Origin of the sequence: Clostridium saudiense, assembly GCF_000577815.1 — a bacterium.
Taxonomy (GTDB): Bacteria; Bacillota; Clostridia; order Clostridiales; family Clostridiaceae; genus Clostridium; species Clostridium saudiense.
In genome coordinates this window covers 13,213-32,774 of the sequence record NZ_CBYM010000036.1, presented here as the reverse complement: position 1 = coordinate 32,774, position 19,562 = coordinate 13,213, and the positions used below count along the sequence as shown (strand labels likewise).

The 19,562-nt window shown below is 27.0% G+C and carries 17 protein-coding genes and 1 other annotated feature; of the genes, 2 read left to right on the top strand and 15 right to left on the bottom strand.

From position 1 onward, the window contains the following. Window positions 1–92 precede the first annotated feature (92 nt). From TY07_RS14030 to TY07_RS13990, 9 genes are all read right to left on the bottom strand, one after another. On the bottom strand, window positions 93–1,256 hold the full coding sequence (locus TY07_RS14030) for a class I SAM-dependent methyltransferase (RefSeq protein ID WP_042401341.1): 1,164 nt from the start codon (window positions 1,254–1,256) through the stop codon (window positions 93–95). A gap of 412 nt (window positions 1,257–1,668) precedes the next feature. Next, window positions 1,669–2,715 carry a calcium/proton exchanger gene (cax, locus tag TY07_RS14025; protein WP_042401340.1) on the bottom strand — a complete coding sequence of 349 codons (1,047 nt, stop codon included), beginning with the start codon at window positions 2,713–2,715 and terminating at the stop codon, window positions 1,669–1,671. A gap of 234 nt (window positions 2,716–2,949) precedes the next feature. Further along, a complete protein-coding gene (locus TY07_RS14020) occupies window positions 2,950–3,594 on the bottom strand; it encodes a pentapeptide repeat-containing protein (RefSeq protein ID WP_042401338.1) in 645 nt (214 codons plus the stop codon). Window positions 3,595–3,729: 135 nt separating this feature from the next. Next, window positions 3,730–4,089 carry a DUF1667 domain-containing protein gene (locus tag TY07_RS14015; RefSeq protein WP_042401334.1) on the bottom strand — a complete coding sequence of 120 codons (360 nt, stop codon included), beginning with the start codon at window positions 4,087–4,089 and terminating at the stop codon, window positions 3,730–3,732. A 1-nt stretch (window position 4,090) separates the two neighbouring features. Further along, window positions 4,091–5,344 (bottom strand): NAD(P)/FAD-dependent oxidoreductase, encoded by a 1,254-nt coding sequence (locus tag TY07_RS14010; RefSeq protein WP_042401330.1) that lies wholly within the window; start codon window positions 5,342–5,344, stop codon window positions 4,091–4,093. An 11-nt stretch (window positions 5,345–5,355) separates the two neighbouring features. Next, window positions 5,356–6,783: an NAD(P)/FAD-dependent oxidoreductase gene (locus tag TY07_RS14005; protein ID WP_042401326.1), complete on the bottom strand. Its 1,428-nt coding sequence runs from the start codon at window positions 6,781–6,783 to the stop codon at window positions 5,356–5,358. 208 nt (window positions 6,784–6,991) lie between these two features. Then, window positions 6,992–8,485: a glycerol kinase GlpK gene (glpK, locus tag TY07_RS14000; protein ID WP_042401323.1), complete on the bottom strand. Its 1,494-nt coding sequence runs from the start codon at window positions 8,483–8,485 to the stop codon at window positions 6,992–6,994. 25 nt (window positions 8,486–8,510) lie between these two features. Then, window positions 8,511–9,068, bottom strand: coding sequence for a glycerol-3-phosphate responsive antiterminator (locus tag TY07_RS13995; RefSeq protein WP_042401321.1), 558 nt, complete (start codon window positions 9,066–9,068; stop codon window positions 8,511–8,513). Window positions 9,069–9,235: 167 nt separating this feature from the next. Further along, entirely contained in the window at window positions 9,236–9,694 is a 459-nt protein-coding gene (locus TY07_RS13990; protein WP_156327478.1) for a hypothetical protein, read from the bottom strand. A 194-nt stretch (window positions 9,695–9,888) separates the two neighbouring features. Between TY07_RS13990 and TY07_RS13985 the strand changes: the two genes are divergently transcribed. Continuing rightward, the gene (locus TY07_RS13985) at window positions 9,889–10,773 is read left to right on the top strand and encodes a DUF2156 domain-containing protein (RefSeq protein ID WP_042401317.1); all 885 of its coding nucleotides are present in this window, start codon (window positions 9,889–9,891) and stop codon (window positions 10,771–10,773) included. Between the two features lie 40 nt (window positions 10,774–10,813). Here TY07_RS13985 and pheT read toward each other — a convergent pair whose 3' ends face one another. The 6 genes from pheT to ytxC all read right to left on the bottom strand — a co-directional run bounded on the left by pheT (window position 10,814) and on the right by ytxC (window position 18,694). After that, on the bottom strand, window positions 10,814–13,192 hold the full coding sequence (gene pheT, locus TY07_RS13980) for a phenylalanine--tRNA ligase subunit beta (RefSeq protein WP_042401314.1): 2,379 nt from the start codon (window positions 13,190–13,192) through the stop codon (window positions 10,814–10,816). 17 nt (window positions 13,193–13,209) lie between these two features. Then, the gene (gene pheS, locus TY07_RS13975) at window positions 13,210–14,229 is read right to left on the bottom strand and encodes a phenylalanine--tRNA ligase subunit alpha (RefSeq protein WP_042401310.1); all 1,020 of its coding nucleotides are present in this window, start codon (window positions 14,227–14,229) and stop codon (window positions 13,210–13,212) included. A gap of 126 nt (window positions 14,230–14,355) precedes the next feature. Then, window positions 14,356–14,576 (bottom strand) — a binding site (T-box leader). 60 nt (window positions 14,577–14,636) lie between these two features. Beyond that, window positions 14,637–15,419, bottom strand: coding sequence for a TrmH family RNA methyltransferase (locus TY07_RS13970; protein WP_042401306.1), 783 nt, complete (start codon window positions 15,417–15,419; stop codon window positions 14,637–14,639). A gap of 11 nt (window positions 15,420–15,430) precedes the next feature. After that, on the bottom strand, window positions 15,431–16,102 hold the full coding sequence (locus TY07_RS13965; protein ID WP_042401302.1) for a potassium channel family protein: 672 nt from the start codon (window positions 16,100–16,102) through the stop codon (window positions 15,431–15,433). 10 nt (window positions 16,103–16,112) lie between these two features. Continuing rightward, window positions 16,113–17,459 carry a TrkH family potassium uptake protein gene (locus TY07_RS13960; protein ID WP_042401299.1) on the bottom strand — a complete coding sequence of 449 codons (1,347 nt, stop codon included), beginning with the start codon at window positions 17,457–17,459 and terminating at the stop codon, window positions 16,113–16,115. 344 nt (window positions 17,460–17,803) lie between these two features. Then, a complete protein-coding gene (gene ytxC, locus TY07_RS13955) occupies window positions 17,804–18,694 on the bottom strand; it encodes a putative sporulation protein YtxC (RefSeq protein ID WP_042401296.1) in 891 nt (296 codons plus the stop codon). 143 nt (window positions 18,695–18,837) lie between these two features. Between ytxC and TY07_RS13950 the strand changes: the two genes are divergently transcribed. Continuing rightward, window positions 18,838–19,539 (top strand): DUF6873 family GME fold protein, encoded by a 702-nt coding sequence (locus tag TY07_RS13950; RefSeq protein ID WP_042401293.1) that lies wholly within the window; start codon window positions 18,838–18,840, stop codon window positions 19,537–19,539. Window positions 19,540–19,562: the final 23 nt, after the last annotated feature.

The following is a 19,562-nucleotide window of genomic DNA, read 5'->3' as shown; positions in this document are numbered from 1 at the left end:
GCTTAACAGATTCTATTTATCAATCTTACCTTAGTAATTTGAATATGAAAAAAGCAGTAAATTTATACTACATTTACTGCTTTCATAAAAAACTAAATTAAATTATCATTACTTAATAAATTATATAATGTTGGTTCAAAACTAAATGTATTCATTAAGTTTTGAACTTCAACTAATGATTTTTCTTTTTTCTCTTTAGATATATTAGCTTTAGATGCTCTTATTAATATATTTTTAGGAGAATGTGCAATATCAATAAATTCTAAAAGCTGTGTTTTATACCCGGCGCACTCTAATAAATTCGCTCTTACGCTATCTGTCATTAATGCGGCAACTCTTTCTTGAACTATTCCATATTTAGTTAATATTGAAAGTTCCTCTGCTTTCATTTGTGCATTAAACTCATGTTGACAGCATGGAACTGAAAATATCATTTTACTATTCCATTTTATTGCATTATACAACGCATAATCAGTTGCAGTATCACAAGCATGTAAAGTAATAACCATATCAACCTTATTATTATATTTAAATCCGTTAATATCTCCTAATTCAAAATGTAAGTTATCATAATTATATCTCTTAGCTATTTCATTGCATTTTTTAATTACATCTTCTTTTAAATCTAATCCAATCATATTAACATTTATATTTTTAATTTTCACAAAATAATAATACAATACAAAAGTTAAATAAGATTTACCACATCCAAAATCTAAAATTGTTAATTCTTTATAATCATTTTTTTTAATTTCATCATCAATTATTTCAATAAATCTATTAATTTGTTTATATTTATCATACTTAGAATTAACTACTTTACCTTCTTTAGTAAATACCCCTAAATCTATAAGTGGTTCAATAATCATACCTTCTTTTAATATATAATTCTTTTCCTTGTTATGTCCTTTTGTAATAATTTTAGAATTATCATTTTTCTTTTTACCTAAAAATATCTTTCCCTTTTTAGATATCTTTAAATCGAAAGTTTCACTGCTAGACCAAGCTGTCATTTGTTTATATTTACCGTCTATTATTTCATATACTTTTTCATTTATTTCATCAATTTTTATATTTTCATGAAATACTTGTTTATCCGTAAATTTCTCTATTTGATAAAATTTATTCTTATTATTCTCTTTTAAACTTATATTAACTTTGTTATATTTTTCATCCTTTTTCACTTTATTACTTATTACTATTTTTATAACTTCTTTTTCAAATACTTCATCTAATGTTTTCTTTAATTCTTCCATTTACATCTCACCTTATTATGTATAATATATAGTTATTTTAATTCATATAATAGTATTTTACCAGTACTATTTATACTTATATAAAGAAAAATAGCCAGTATATATTTTAAATATACTAGCTATTTTTTATTTTAATAATTTTCTTTTATATTTTGAGCCTTATTACTTTTTCTATGCTTACATCCACAGTTATTTGCCTTTTTTTCTTTTTCTTGTTGACTACTACAACAGCAATCATGCTTTTCACTCATAGTTTTATCCTCCAATATAAAAATATGATTTGTAATATTAATAAATACTACAATATTATTTTCTTCACATTTAAATATATAATCCTATGAAATTTAAGTGCTCATTTCCATTTTTAGTTTAATATTTTTTTATAATTTCATTTTTAATTGCAGTATACACATTATAATATAAAGAACCCTGCTGCTATAATTAAGTATACTGCAACTAATTGAGCTCCTTCTAGCCAATTTGACTCTCCATCTCCAGCAACTTTATTAGCTATTAATACCGTTACAATTAATGCTATTAATTCAAATTGATTAAATATTATAGTCATAGGTGTAAATAATAAACTTAAAAATACAAGAATAGGAGCAACAAATAATATTATTTGCAAACTTGAACCTATTGCTATTTCTATTGCCACATCCATTTTATTTTTTAGTGCCATAGAAATTGCTGTAGTATGCTCAGCTGCATTACCTATAATTGGTATTAAAATTATTCCAACAAAAGTTTCACTTAAACCAAGCTTTGTTGTGATTCCTTCTACTCCATCTACTAAAAATTCACTTTCTATAGCAATAAATATAGTTGATACTACTAAAATTACAATTGCTTTTGTTAAAGACCATTTTGCCTTTTCATCTTCATTTTCGTATTTAACTGCATAAAGTTCTTTATGAGTAAAAAAGGAAAAAATTAAGCTAAAAATATATAATATAAACATTATAATAGAAACTGCTAAACTTAATCCTTCATACTTTGTATTTAATAAATCATTAGAAAAAGTATGTGTAAATACAGCAGGTATACATAGTCCAATAACTGCAAACAAAAGCATGCTAGAAGTAACATCAACTACATTTTTATTAAACTTTTGAGTTTTATGTTTTATTCCTCCACATAACATACTTGCTCCTAATACTAATAGGATATTTCCTATAATTGATCCAGATATTGAAGACTTCACGACTTCAAATAATCCCTGCTTTAGAGCAAAAAAAGAAATTATTAATTCTGTAGCATTACCAAAGGTAGCATTTAAAAATCCTCCTATTTTAGGGCCAGAGTAAAAAGAAATTTCCTCTGTTCCTTCTCCCATTAATCCAGCTAGAGGAATAATAGAAAGAGCTGCTAAGATAAACATCACTGCTGATGAAAAGTGCATAAACTTACCTATAATGCTAATTGGAATAAATATCAGCATAAATTTTAAAAATTTCATATATTTCACATCCACTTCATATCTATATATGTTGTATTTTCTCCATTTACTCCAATAATTATTATAAAAATAAACTATAATAAAAAAATAATCTCATAAACTCAATAATGAAGTATCTTACTTAGCTTTAATTAGTGCGTATAAAAGGAATTTTCCTAAGTTAACTTAATTAAATTAAAGCTTTAAATTTAAACTAGCTACTTTAAAGTATTTTAATATAATTCACATTAAAATCTATTTTATATTTAATCCCAATAATCTGCTTAAGTCTAAAGCTTGCATTGTTGTAACAGTTGCTCCATATACATTAGGTATATTTACATCAATTCCTGAAATCTCACATGTAGTTAAGTCCATTTTTCCTAAAAATGTATTATTAAAAAATCCATTAGTTAAATCACAGTTTTCAAATACTGTTTTATCAAATTTAACATCTTGTAATACAGCTTCTGTCATATTACTTTCTATAAAGTTGACATTATTTATTTTACTAAACGAAAAGTTAGAGTATTTTCCTAAGATATTTTCAAATAAAACATTTTTTAAATTACATTCATCAAATCTAGCTCCAACAAGCTTACAATTTATGAACTGTGTTCTATGTATACTTCCTCCAACAAATGAAACATTAGATAAGTCACAATTTTTAAATACTGTATCTATTATATCAACTCTTTCAAAACTGCAATCTATAAAAGTAATGTTATTAAAAATACAACTATCTACAGTTATTCCTACATCATTTTTACTTTCAATATCAGTATTTTCTATAAGCTTATTTTGAATTTTTTCATTATAAATAAACTCTTCTCTTAAATCTATAATTTCCTCTACTTCATCTATGAACTTTGGATTTTGTATCTTAATTAACTTTGGCATAAAATTCTCTCCTCATCTATCCAACATAATAATTATTATATATTATATTAGACATATTTAACATATAATAATTACTAACTAACTTAATAAAAATTCACAAATAAAAACTCTTATTTCTATTTGTGAATTCTACATTTAACTATTTACTTTTTCCATACTCCTTGTTGCAACTAAATCAATTCCGGTATTTAGTATATTTTTTATAATAATATCTCCACACTTAATGGGAGCCTTAACAGTAATGCTATTAATTACCTTCATAACTTCAAAGTTTAATTTCTTTGGTATTCCACTCTTAGTTTTTACTGGTAATACTGTAAAAGCTGCTCCTTTAATTTTTACTGTAGAAGTAATAACTCTGACTGGATTAATAACCTCATTTAATCCATATACTTCTCCCCTTTTGCAAGTATTTCCATTGACTTTTTTATTTTCAATATCAACACTTAAATGACATCCCATAGGACAACATATACATATTAATTCTTTATTCATTTTATTCACCATCCTCTAAAGAAACTACTAAATCTCCTTTTACTTTTTCTATAATTGATTTACTTATAATTACTTTTTCCATTTCTGAAGGTGCTAAATGTTTTCTATTAAATTGTGCAATTGCAGTTTTATCACATTTTACAACTATCTTTTTATTATGATAAATATTATCTACTCTCATTAACATTGTAAGATTATCTTCTATTGCTTGAATATTTATCTTTTGAGGAATGACATATTTTATACTTTTTCCATTTTTAACATGCAAATAATTAGAATAATCTAATTCATTTCTTAAATATTTAGCAACACTTCTTCCAGCTCTCTTAGCTTCTTCTGTAACAAAATCAACTAAATCATGTACATGAAGAACATTACCACATGCAAAAACACCCCTTATTGAAGTTTCCATACTTTCGCTTACAATTAAACCATTTGTTCTTATATCTTTATCTATGCCAGCTTTTGTAGAAAGTTCGTTTTCTGGAATTAATCCAACAGATAATAATAAAGTATCTACATCAAATTCAATTTCAGTCCCTTTTATAATTTTTCCTTTTTTATCAACTTTAGCTATTATAACTTTTTCCAATCTATCTCTTCCTATGATATCTGTTACAGTATGTGACAAATATAATGGTATATTATAATCATTTAAACATTGAACTATATTTCTATTCAATCCATTAGAATATGGCATTAATTCAATAACCCCTTTTACCTTTGCTCCTTCTAATGTCATTCTCCTTGCCATTATAAGTCCTATATCACCTGAACCTAAAATCAAAACTTCTTTACCCGGCATATATCCTTCCATGTTTATATACCTTTGAGCAGCCCCTGCTGTTAGTACTCCTGATGGTCTATCTCCTGGAATTGCAATTGCTCCTCTAGTTCTTTCTCTACATCCCATTGATAATATTATTGATTTAGCCTTAAGTATCATATATCCATCAATAGTATTTACAACATGTACATTTTTTTCATTATCTATTTCTAAAACCATAGTATCTAATTTTACTTCAATATCTGTAGCATTAATCATATCAATAAATCTTTCAGCATATTCAGGTCCTGTTAATTCTTCTTTAAATGTATGTAGCCCAAAGCCATTGTGAATACATTGATTTAAAATTCCACCTAATTCTTTATCTCTTTCTATTATTAATATTTTTTCTACTCCTTGCTTTTTAGCTTCATAAGCTGAGGCTAATCCTGCAGGTCCCCCACCTATTACAATCAAATCATAACACATTATATATCCCCCTACTTTGTTCTACCAAATAATATAGTTGAACCATCTTTTTCTAGTAATATATCTTCCATTTTTAACTTTAGCTCTTTAGCTATAATTTCTTGAACTCTTGGTCCACAAAAACCACCCTGACATCTCCCCATTCCAGGTCTACATCTTCTTTTAACCCCATCTAAAGTAATACTTCCAAATGATCTGTTAATTGCATCTACAATTTCACCTTCTGTAATACCTTCGCATCTACAAATTATTCTTCCATACCTACTATCCTTTTGAATTAATTCTTTCTTTTTATCAACTGATAATTCCATAAAATTTATTATTTCCCTATTTCTATTAAAATTATCTTTTTTATTAAGTTTCAATCCTGCATCTGCTAATATGTTAATCATATCTTCTGCAATAGCTGGTGCTGAAGTTAAACCCGGTGATTTTATACCAGCAACATCAATAAATCCTCTTACCTCTTTATCTTCGCCTATAATGAAATCATCTTTATCACTTACTGCCCTAAGTCCTGCAAAAGTTCTTATACACTTTCTAAAGTCTAACTTCGAGCATGTATGTGTTGCATTTTCCCTTATATTTTCTAATCCTTCATTTGTAGTTTTTAATGATTCCTTATCATTAATATCACTAGCATTAGGTCCAATTAACAAATTACCATGAACAGTTGGTGTTATGAGAATACCTTTTCCTAACTTTGATGGACAAGGAAATACTGTATGATTTACAAAATTACCTACGTCCTTATCCATTACATAATATTCACCTTTCCTTGGTTTAATTTTGAATTTTTCCTTACAAATCATATTATGAATTTTATCAGCATATACTCCTGCAGCATTAATAACATATTTACTTTTATATTCCTTATTATCTTTAGTTTTGATAATAAATACTCCATTCTTAGTTATTGAAACAACTTCACTGTTTAAGATAACTTCACCACCATTTTGAACAGCATTTTCCATTAATGCTATCGTATATTCAAATGGTCCTATTATTCCACCAGTTGGTGCAAACAAAGCACCTTTAACCTCACTATTAATATTGGGTTCCATTTTTAGTGTTTCTTCTTTATTTAATATTTTTAATCCCTTTACTCCATTTTTTTCTCCATTTTTGAAGAGGGTGTTTATTGTTATTAAATCATCATTATTAAAAGCTAATACTAGTGAACCATTTCTCTTAAATGGCACATGCAATTCTTTGCAAATTTTGTCAAACATTTTATTTCCTTTTACATTATACTTAGCCATTAATGTTCCTTCTTTGGGATCATACCCAGCATGAACAATTGCAGAATTTGCTTTTGATGTCCCCATTGAAACATCATTTTCTTTTTCAATTACAATGACATTCAAATTATATTTCGTTAATTCTCTAAATATAGATGCACCAATTACTCCTGCACCTATTATTGCAACATCATACATAAACTTCACCTCTTATTTTTTTACTTTGAAAAGTAATTTTTATACATTATAATATGAGTTCATTTTTATATTTCATTCTTATTACACTACTAAAAAAAGCCAAGCTAAAAACAAGGAAATTAATCCTCTGTTTTTGTGCTTGACTCTATTTCTCATACACCCATATTTAATATATATACATTATAACACAACTACCATATTTTGCAAATTACTCTTCCCAATTCATAGACCTTTTGACTGACTTTTTCCATCCACTATATAATTTTTCTTTTTTTTCTTCAGCTAATTTAGGATTATACGATTCACTAGCATACCATCCTTGTGCTATTTCCTCAGTACTTTCAAAATATCCAACTGCAAGTCCAGCTAAATAAGCTGCACCTAAAGCTGTTGTTTCTGTAATTATCGGCTTACAAACCTTAATATTTGATATATCAGACTGAAATTGCATTAAAAATTTATTTTTACTAGCACCTCCATCAACCTTTAACACATTTATTTTATATCCAGTGTCCTCTTCCATAGCATCTAATAAATCTCTAACTTGATATGCAATTGCTTCTAAAGCTGCTCTTATAATATGATTTTTATTTGCCCCTCTAGTTAATCCAAAAATAGAACCTCTTGCATACATATCCCAATACGGTGCACCTAGCCCTACAAAAGCTGGAACAATATAAACGCCACCATTATCTTTGACCTTTTGAGCAAAATACTCTGAATCCTTTGCATCTGTAATTAATTCCATTTCATCTCTTAACCATTGAATTATTGCACCACCCATAAAAACAGATCCCTCTAATGCATATTGTATCTTTCCATTTAATCCTATAGCTATTGTTGTAATTAATCCATGCTTGCTTTCTATTAATTTCTCACCTGTATTCATTAATAAGAAACAACCAGTTCCATATGTGTTTTTTGCATCACCTTTATTAAATGCTGCTTGCCCAAAAAGTGCTGCTTGCTGATCCCCAGCAATCCCAGCTATTGGAACCTGAACATTTCCTTTTCCACCTAAGTTGGCGTATCCATAAATTTCTGATGAGTTTTTAACTTCTGGCATCATAGATAATGGTATATTTAATTTATTTAAAATATTTTTATCCCACTGTAATGTCTTAATATTAAATAACATAGTTCTTGATGCATTTGTATAATCAGTTGCATGAATCTTACCATTAGTAAGCTTCCAAAGTAACCAAGAATCTACAGTACCAAAAATCAATCTCCCTGATTCAGCTTTCTTTCTTGCATCTTTAACATTATCTAATATCCATTTTATTTTTGTACCTGAAAAATAGGCATCAATTAATAATCCTGTATTTTCTTTAATATATTTATCAAAACCTTCTTTTTTTAATTCTTCACATATATCAGCTGTTCTCCTACATTGCCAAACAATTGCATTATAAATTGGCTCTCCAGTTACTTTATCCCATACAATAGTTGTTTCCCTTTGATTTGTAATTCCTATAGCCGCTATTTCTTCAGGTTCTATATTAGTCTTAGCTAAAACTTCTTGAAGAACACAATATTGAGATGACCATATTTCCATAGGATTATGTTCAACCCATCCTTCTTTTGGATATATTTGATTAAATTCTTTTTGTGCAACTCCATAAATATTTTGTTCCCTATCAAATATAATTGCCCTAGAACTAGTAGTTCCTTGGTCTAATGACAATATATATTTCTTCATAATTAATCACTCCTATATTACTTAATTAAACTTTCCAAATACTATTCTTGCTACTTGATACACTTGTTGCACCTGCACTTAGTGCTGATATAACATCTTCTTTATTATCAATTAGCCCTCCAACAACAATAGGTTTATTAGTACAATTTTCTATTTTCTTTATTACCTTTGGTATAACACCTGGTAATATTTCAATAGCATCACATTCCGAAATAATATGACTTTTGCTATTATTAAGTGAAATTGTATCAAAAATAAAAAACCTTTGAATTGCAATCAAGCCATGTAGCTTTGCAGATTTAATTACATTTGCTTTTGTACTTATTATTCCATTAAAATAAGTATTATTTTTTATAAACTTAATTGAAACTTCCTTACTAGAAAGTCCTTCAACTAAATCAATATGTAAAATACCAATTTTATTTTTATCTCTAATTTTTTTACTTATTTCACTTACTGATAATATATCTCCAAATAATATAAATATTATATTTATATTTGATTCTAATGCCTCTTGAAGTGAATCAAAATCCTTAACTGCTGCTATAATAGGATTTTCATTCAATAATTCATTCATTCTCATAAATTTTTCCTTAACCTTATAATTAAATTGTTTACATGGTAATAATAACATATGTTTTACTATTCATAAAGATATTATAAACCTTATTGTTAATAAAAAAAGATTATATTTCTCATTATCATTAACATTTAGTAATTCTAATAAAAAATATAATCCTATCTTACTAATTATTTAGGTACGCTCAAATTCTTTAAATTTAAATCTAAAACATTTATTCCAAACTCTAATGATCCATTTTTAGTATTTAAAGTATTTATATCTAATTTATCAAGTTTTATTCCATAAGTATCTGTACAATAAGCTTGTACTATTTTTTCTATATCAATTGTAAGCACTTTATTTTTTAAAGTCATTCCTTCAATATCATTTATAGATTTTGTTAGTAATGCAATCGAACCTTTAACTAATGGATTACTTGATGTTTTATTAGAAATTTTAAATTCATTAATGGTAATATATATGACATTATTTTTAAAACTGCTAATACTCATAATTCCATTGAAATCAACATTTAATCCCATTAACTTATAAATTCCACTTATCTTTATTTGATCACCTAATTCTAATGATTTAACTATAGTTTTATCTTGAAGTGATATTAACTTTAATATATCATCTTTTGACAAGTTTAAAATCAAATTTTGTAACTTCATCTTCTACCTAACCCTTTATATAAATTTATTATTCATTGAATTATATTCTTATAGCCAAATTAAATTCCTAAAATTTTGTTAATCAAGTATTAACATACACATCTTTTAATTACAAAAATAAAATAATATATATACTATTTTCTTCCTTATTAAGAGGAGATGGTAAATTGGAAAACTTTAAAAGCATAAATTTAGAAGATAAAGATTTATTTGAGAAATATTTGTGCAAAATAGATAATAAATCTTATGAATATTCTTTTGTAACACTTTATTTATGGAAAGATTTTTGCAAAACACAATATTCTATCATAAATGATTGCTTAATAATAAAAAAGGAAACAGAAGATGGAACTTTTTTTATGATGCCTATTGGCTATGATAAAAATAAATTAGAAGACTTAATATTAACTTTAAAAAGCTTAAGCCCAACCGACACTATTTATCTATTTGGGGATATTGAAGATAATTTTATTAATGTCCTAAAAAAATATACAAGTTTTCCTTTCAAAACAATCCAAAACAGAGACAACTTTGAATATGTATATTCAACTGATGAATTGTTAAATTTGTCTGGGAAAAAGTATCATCAAAAGAAAAATCACTATAATTCATTTATAAAATCTTATAATTATATTATAAAATCGATAGATGATGAAAAAATCATTCAAGATTGTTTAGCTTTAATAGAAAAGTGGCATGAAAACAAATATAAGCTTTGTGAAGAATTACGTTGTGAAACAGTAGAAATAACTAATTTACTTCATAACCTAAACTATTTAAATTTAAAAAGTATTGCAGTTTATGTAAATAATAATCTTGTTGGATTTTCAATTGGTGAAATATTAAATGATACAGCCATCATCCACATTGAACGTTGTGATATAAATTATAAAGGCATATATGCATTTATAAACAGAGAATTTATAAATAAGAATTTTAAAAATACGAAATATATTAATAGGGAAGAAGATTGTGGTTGTCCTGGATTAAGAAAGTCAAAACTTTCATATTATCCTCTATATCTATTAAAAAAATCATTAATAATAATTTAAAGGAAGCTGAAAATTCAGCTTCCTTTTTATACTTTAATAATTATCTTAAAACAGCACCTAATTTATGCTCTAATGCTTTAAGAATTTTATCATGAACTTTAGCTATATCTTTATCCTCTAAAGTTTTCTTTTCATCTCTATATGCAATTGCATAAGCTATTGATTTTTTACCTTCTGGAATTTGTGCTCCCTTATAGATATCGAATAATTGAACTTTTTCTACTAAGTTTCCACCAGCTTTTCTTATAGTTTCTTCTATTTCAGCAACTAATATAGAATCATCACATAATAAAGCTATATCTCTTGTAACTGCTGGGAATTTTGGAAGTGCCTTATATGATTTATTCATATTTGAAGCTTCAAATAAAGCATCTAAATCAAGCTCTGCAACATAACAATCAACATCTATTCCATAGTTTTCAATTACATCTGGATGAACTTCTCCAAATACACCTGCTTTTTTATTTCTTGCCATAAGTGCAGCTGTTTTACCTGGATGATAGCTTGGGTTTTCGCTTTCTCTAACATATTTAGCCTTAGCTATTCCTAATCCATCAACTACATTTTCAACTATTCCCTTAAGATCTAAATAATCACAATTACCATAAATACCAATAGTTAAAATATTCTTTTCAGTTGGTAATTTAGTTTCATCTTCATTTGGAATATAAGTTCTTCCAATTTCAAATAATCTTACATAGTCATTGTTTCTTGAATAGTTTCTTCCTAAAGATTCCATAATTGAAGGTAAAGTAGTTGTTCTCATAACACTATAATCTTCACCTAATGGATTCTTGATTTTAACTACATTTCTTAATTCACTATCTGCAGGTATATTTACTTTATCAAATACCTTAGGAGATACAAATGAATAACTAATAGATTGATTGATACCACTACCAACCATTATTTCAATTACCTTATCATTTAATAATTCATTTTTATGCTTTGGTTCTCTTTCAGTTGAAACTTTAAATATAGTTGTAGGAATCTTATCATATCCATAAATTCTTGCAACTTCTTCAGCAATGTCTTCTTTTATAGCAATATCTATTCTAAATGTTGGAATAGTTATTACTAAATCATCACCATTTAATTCCGTCTTTAAATCTAAAGAATCTAAAGCTTCTTTCATTTCTTCTTTAGAAATTTCTGTTCCTAGGAATTTGTTTATCCAATTAGAATCTACAGTTATAGAACCTTCTTCCTTAACATTATTATAAACGTCAATAGTTCCTTCCATAACTTCACCACAGCCTAATTCACAAATTAAGGCACATGCTCTATCTATTGCAAGTTTAGCTAAATTTGGATCTATATCTTTATCAAATCTTGAAGAACTTTCTGATCTTAAATTTAACTTTTTAGAGCTAACTCTTATGTTAGTTCCTTCAAAGTTTGCAGATTCAAATATTACTTCTGTAGTATCATCTTGAATTTCTGAATTTAATCCACCCATTATTCCAGCTACAGCCACAGACTTAGAACCATCTTTAATCATTAAGATACTTGAATCTAATTCTCTTTCTATTTCATCTAATGTTGTAAACTTTTCTCCGTCTAAAGCTCTTTCAACAACTATTGTTTTACTTTCTATTTGTCTTGCATCAAATGCATGCATTGGTTGACCTAGCTCTAACATAACAAAGTTAGTTATATCAACTATATTGTTTATAGGTCTAACACCTGCTTCTAAAAGTCTTTCTTGCATCCATCCTGGTGATGGTTCAACTTTAACATTTTTTACACCTTTAGCCATGTATCTTCTACATAATTCATCTCTAACTTCTACTTTTAGTTCATCATTAATATTAGCTGAACATTTAGCTTCATAATTAAAGTTTGGCATTTTATACGATGTTCTTAAAGTTGCAGCAGTTTCTCTTGCCATACCAATCATACTTAAGCAATCTGGTCTATTAGAAGTTATTTCAAAATCTAATATAGCCTTATTTAACCCTAAGTATTCTTTTATATCCATTCCTAATGGAGCATCAGCAGGTAAAATCATTAATCCATGAACCGGTTCATCTCCAGCTATTCCAAGTTCTTCTTCAGAACAGAACATACCGTTAGATACTACCCCTCTCATTTTACCTTTTTTAATTTCAGTTCCATCAGCTAAAATTGACTTATGTAGAGCAACTGGTACTATGTCTTGCTCCTTCATATTAGTAGCAGCTGTAACTATTTGTATTTCCTCATCTGCTCCTATATTAACTTGACAAATATTTAATCTATCAGCATCTGGGTGCTTTTCTATTTTTGTAATTTTACCTGTAACAACATTTTTTATGTTATCCCCTTGTATTATAACCTCTTCTAAAGCTGAGCCTGAAAGAGTTAATTTATCTCCTAATGTATGTGGATCTACGTTAACTTCAGCGTAGTCCTTTAACCAATTATATGGTACTTTCATATTACTTTACCTCCTAATTAAAATTGATTTAAAAATCTCATATCACTTTCGTATAATGCTCTTATATCATCAATTCCATACTTAAGCATAACCATTCTATCTACACCAAATCCAAAAGCAAATCCACTATATACTTCAGGATCAATTCCACAGTTTCTTAAAACGTTAGGGTGAACCATTCCACAACCTAAAATTTCAATCCATCCGCTTCCTTTACAAACTCTACATCCTTTTCCTTCACAAACGAAACAAGTTGCATCCATTTCAGCTGATGGTTCAGTAAATGGGAAGTGATGTGGTCTAAACTTAGTTACAACCTTATCCCCAAACATCTTTTTAGCAAATAACTCTAAAGTTCCTTTTAAATCTGCAAAAGTAACTCCCTTATCAATTACTAAACCTTCCATTTGGTAGAATATTGGTGAATGTGTAGCATCTACAGCATCTGATCTATATACCTTCCCTGGAGATATCATCTTTATAGGTGGCTCTTGATTTTCCATTGTTCTAATTTGAATTGGTGAAGTTTGAGTTCTTAAAACTATATTATCATTAATATAGAAAGTATCTTGTTCACTTCTTGCTGGATGATCCTTTGGTATGTTTAAAGCTTCAAAATTATAATGATCAAGCTCAACTTCTGGACCATCTTCTATACTGAATCCCATTGAAATAAATATTTCTTTCATTCTTTCTAATGTTAAATCAAGAGGATGTCTCTTTCCTATAACTTGCTTCTTCCCTGGAAGAGATATATCAATTACTTCACTTGCAAGTTTAGCATTTTTTTCTTTAGTTTTGATTGCAGTTCCAACCTCTTCTAATTTTGCTTCAACTTCACTTTTAGCCTCATTAACTAATTTACCAACTATTGGTCTTTCTTCTGGTGTTAATGAACCCATACCTCTTAATATTGTAGTAAGCTCACCTTTTTTACCAAGGTATTTAACTCTTATTTCTTCTAATGCTCCGCTATTTTCAGCAGCAGATATTTCATTAAAAGCAGCTTCTTTAATTGCTAATAATTTTTCTTGCATTGTTTGTTCTCCCTTCTTACTTTAATAAAATTTTAATGGGCGTATTTATTTTTAATATCTTCATTTATTTATAAAAACTTAAATACTTTTATAAATTTTCCCATAAAAAAAGGATACCCTGCCCCACAAAGGGACGGAATATCCGCGTTACCACCCTAATTGATATGAAAAATAATTTCATATCCATCTTAATTAAATAACGGCTTCAACCGCTAACTACTACTATTACTTCACAGTTAGGACTCCTGAGGGAACTTCAATAAGAGTCCATGTAAAAAGACTTGCAGTCTATGATCTTTTCTCCCTGAACACTTTCTCAAATTTACTTTCTCATTCACAGTCTTTAAATATTTATTTACAATTTATTATACAAATAACCAAGATTTTTTTCAATACCCAGTTTTAAATTAATTTTTACAAAGTTTTTGTCTTACTTTTTCGAATAAAATAATTGAAGTTGCAACTCCTACATTTAAAGATTCTGCTCCACCAGGCATTGGAATCTTAACTTTTTTATCAGCCAAGTCAAATATTTCATCACTTATCCCGTTACCTTCATTTCCAACTGATAAAATTACTTTTCCACTTAAATCTTCATCAAAAAAGTTTTTTGATTCTTCTAGTGATGTTGCCACTAAACTAAAACCTTCATCTTTAAGATTCTTTAAAAAGCTTAAATCATTATCGTAAATAATAGGTACATAAAATATCGAACCCATAGTAGATCTTATTGTCTTATCGTTATATATATCTACAGTCCCTTTTGTTAATATTATTGCATTAACTCCTGCAGCATGCGCTGTTCTAATAATAGTTCCTAAATTTCCTGGGTCTTGAACCTTATCACATAATAAATAAAAATCACCCTTTATATCTTTAATAGAATTATTTATATTTACTACTGCTATAATTCCCTGAGTATTTTCTGTAGAAACTAATTGTGTAAATAATTCATTTTTTAATTCATATATCTTAATATTATCCACATATTCTTGTAAATAATCATTTATTTTATCTTTACCATGTTCATTTACAATTAAATACTCAATACTACATTTAGCTTTAAATGCTTCTTGAACTAATCTAAATCCCTCTATTATATATTTATTTTCTTTAGTTCTATATTTCCTTTCTTTTAACTTTCTTGTATTCTTAAATAATGCATTGTCTTTACTTTCAATAACTACCAACATTACACCTCTTATTTTCTCTTTACTAACATATCTTCTAAATTGCTTAAATCATCCGCTGATCCTATTGCTACTATAATATCATCAGATGATAATACCTCTTCTGCTTTTGGTGAAATATCAATATTTTCACCTTTCTTTATAGCCATAATATTTATTCCATAGCTACTTCTAAGTTTTAACTCTTTTAAAGTTTTACCATCCCATTCATTTAGTACTCTTAATTCCATAATACTATAATCTGGAGATAATTCTATAAAATCTAAAATACTTGCTGATACTAAGTTATGAGCAACTCTTACTCCCATATCTTTTTCAGGTAATACTACTCTATCAGCTCCAATTTTATATAATACTTTTGCATGTAAGTCACTTTGACCTTTTGCAATTATATATTTTACACCCAGTTCCTTAACTAATAAAGTAATCATTACGCTAGCTTGAATATTTGATCCAATAGTTACTACAGCAACATCAAAGTTTCTTAATCCTAATGTTCTTAATGCATTTTCATCAGTTGCATCCATTTGTACTGCATGTGTAACACTATCTGATATTTCTTGTACTGAATCTTCATCCATATCAATTGCTAAAACATCATGTCCTAGTGAATATAAAGTTTTAGCAACTGATTCTCCAAATCTACCTAATCCTATAACTACAAATTGTTTAGTATTTGCCATCTTTATTCCCCTAACCTATTAAAATTTTTCCTTCTGGATATTTAATACCAGAGTTTACCTTTTTCTTTGTTATAGATAATACAACTGTTAAAGGACCCACTCTTCCTAAATACATCATCATTATTATTAGAACTCTTCCTACACTACTTAATTCTGGTGTCAAACCTAAAGTTAAACCTGCTGTTCCCATTGCTGAAACTGTTTCATAAAATAATGCTATAAAGCTTGCACCTTTTTCTGTATATGATAATAGCATAGTGACAACAATAACTAAAGTAAATGCAACAAATAATAATGTAAATGCTTTATATACTAAATCTTTACTAAATCTTCTTTGAAATACTTCAGAATCTTCTCTTCCTTTTATTACTGAAATTACAGTTACAATTAAAACTCCTATTGTAGTAGTTTTTACACCACCTGCAGTAGAACCAGGCGAACCACCAATAAACATTAAAATTATAGTTAAAAACTGTCCAGCTGTGCTCATTCCTTCTGTAGAAATACTGTTAAATCCAGCTGTTCTCGGTGTAATAGAAGCAAATAAGGAATTCATTAATTTATCAATAAATGACATATCTGCAATAGTGTTTGAATTATTATGTTCAAATAAAAACATTAATATTGCTCCACCTAAAACTAATACAGTAGTCATTAAAATAACCATTTTTGAATGAATTGAAACACGTTTTATACTTTTACAAGTATATAGCTCACTCCAAACAGTAAAACCTAATCCACCTATAATTATTAATATAGAAATAACCATCATTATTACTATATTATTATTGAAAGACATTAAGCTATTTCCTTTTCCCAAAACATCAAATCCAGCATTACAAAAAGCTGAAATCGAATGAAAAATACTATAAAAAACCCCTTTTCCTGGGCCAAATTGAGGTACAAATTGAGTTGATAATAATAATGCACCAAAGAATTGTACTGAAATAGTAAATACTAAAACATATCTAACCATTTTTACTAGTCCTTGAATATTAAAGGTATTCATAGCATCTTGTAGAATTAGCCTTTCTCTCAAAGTAATTTTTTTCCCTAAAAGAATTGCAATTAAAGTAGTAAAAGACATGAATCCAAGTCCACCAATCTCTATAAGAATCATAATTACCGTTTGTCCAAACATACTCCAATAGCTTCCTGTATCCACTACAACTAATCCAGTAACACATACTGCTGATGTTGAAGTGAATAATGCATCTAAAAAATCTGTACTTTCTCCGCTAACACTAGAAATGGGAAGAGTAAGTAAAATTGCTCCCACTAAAATTACTATTATAAAGCCTAAAGCTAATATTTGCACTCCTTTTAATTTTATATTACTTTTAAAATTCCATTTCATTACTTCACCTCCTAATGATAAGAATCATAATATTATTTTGTTCTATTTTTTTCTTTTTATTATTTAAAAGTTCACCATGTATTTTACCATCTTTAATTAACTTTTCATAGTAATTCCACGGTAAATTTTATAGTATTTAAGATTTTCTCAATAATCTGCTTATAGTATTTATAAAATATTTAGTTATTACTTAAATTATCTTATGTTAAATAAATAATAAATTTAAATAACATTAAATTTATTAAGCTATATATTTTCTTTTTTATTAAATTTATTTTTAAATGATAAAAGGGTTGTTTATAAAATAATACAACCCTAAATTTTCAATTTTATACTTTTTACTTTTATACTTTTAATTTTGATGTTTTACAATTTGTACATCCTGTACAATAAAAAACTCTATCACCGAATACATTTACTATTGTTTCTATAAATTCTGCATTTAAGCAATTTTCTTTATGATGTATAATTACTTGCTTTGGTGCATTAGTTATTAAACCACTAATAATAATATCTTCTATTTTAGCTTCAGTATCAATTTTGCACTCTGATAATTCTTTCATAAATTCATTAAAAATGTCATTACCATATCCATCTTTTAATTCATATCCTCCACCTTCGTGGATATAAATGTTGATTTTTTCTATTTTACTTTCCTGTATATCGACAAAGTATTTTAATAATTTTACAAACTCTTTATATTCCTTTTCTACCATGTACTCCTCAACTACTTTGTCTATAATTTCTTCTATATCCTCTCTCAATTCTTTCATTCTAAATGTAATAAATCCTTTAATGTTAATTTCTTCATTTTCTTCAAGACAAGTTTTAATCTTTTCAATTATTGAATTTATTTTGCTAATACAGAAAATCATTTTTTCATCTTTTAAATTTTCTTCGCTTCTCAAAACCTTCATAATCATTTCTTCAACTTCTAATATTTCTTCTTGCTTTAAGAAGAAATAGGTTTCTGTCAAAAAATTAAAAAGTTCTTTTTCTCTATATTTTTCAATTACTATATTATATAAAATATTACTTATATATAAATATATCATTCTTTTTATTTTCTCATTATAACACTCTTCATTGCACATAACTTTTATCAAATGCGAACTTCCCTCTCCACTTTCCACAAGACCTATAGTTATATTTTTCTTTTTTAGTATTTCTCTTAACTCTTGTAATTCGTGGACTAAATCTATTTCATCATTATGCACTATCTTCATCACAAGCATGGATTTCACTCCTTTCTTAATATTAGTATGTATTAAATTTTTTTCTATATACTAAGTTGAGTGTACACTTATTATAAAATATTGATTTTTTTATGAATATTTTATATCTTATAATAAATACATTTATATCAAGGAGAAAAATAATGATAAGTTTTGTTGATTATAGAACCTCATTAGATGAAATTAATTCACTAAAAAATATGAATTATGATGTAATTAAAGTTCCTCGTGCTAATAATCTTTATTCAGCTATTGACGGTCATGTTGATATACAATTAAATATTTTAAGCAAAAAAAATAAGACCATAATTATAAATAAAGATATTAATAATGACTTTAAAAAATTATTAGATGAAAAAGGTATTAAATACATAAATAGCTTTTCTTCGTTACATGAAAAATATCCAAATAACGTATTGCTAAATGCCTATATTACTGAAAATTATTTAATTCATAACTTAAAGTACAGCGATAAAGAACTCTTAAACTATTGTAAGAACAAAAAGCATATAAATATTAAACAAGGATATTCTAAATGCTCCATATTGCCTATAAGGGAAGATGCCATCATAACTAATGATGCTGGAATACATAAAGCTTTAGTTAAAGAAAACTTTGATGTATTGCTGATTCCATTTGGAGATATTGAACTTCCTGGGTTAAACTATGGATTTATCGGTGGTGTTGGAGGTATGATTTCAGATGATTGCATGGCCTTCTTTGGCTCATTAGAACACTATGCTTTTGGAACGATGGTTAAAGAGTTTCTATATAAATATGATATAAAGCCATTATATCTAAGAAATAGTAAACTTTTCGATAGGGGAAGTTTATTAGTTTTATAATCTCTTATATAATACGTCTGTAT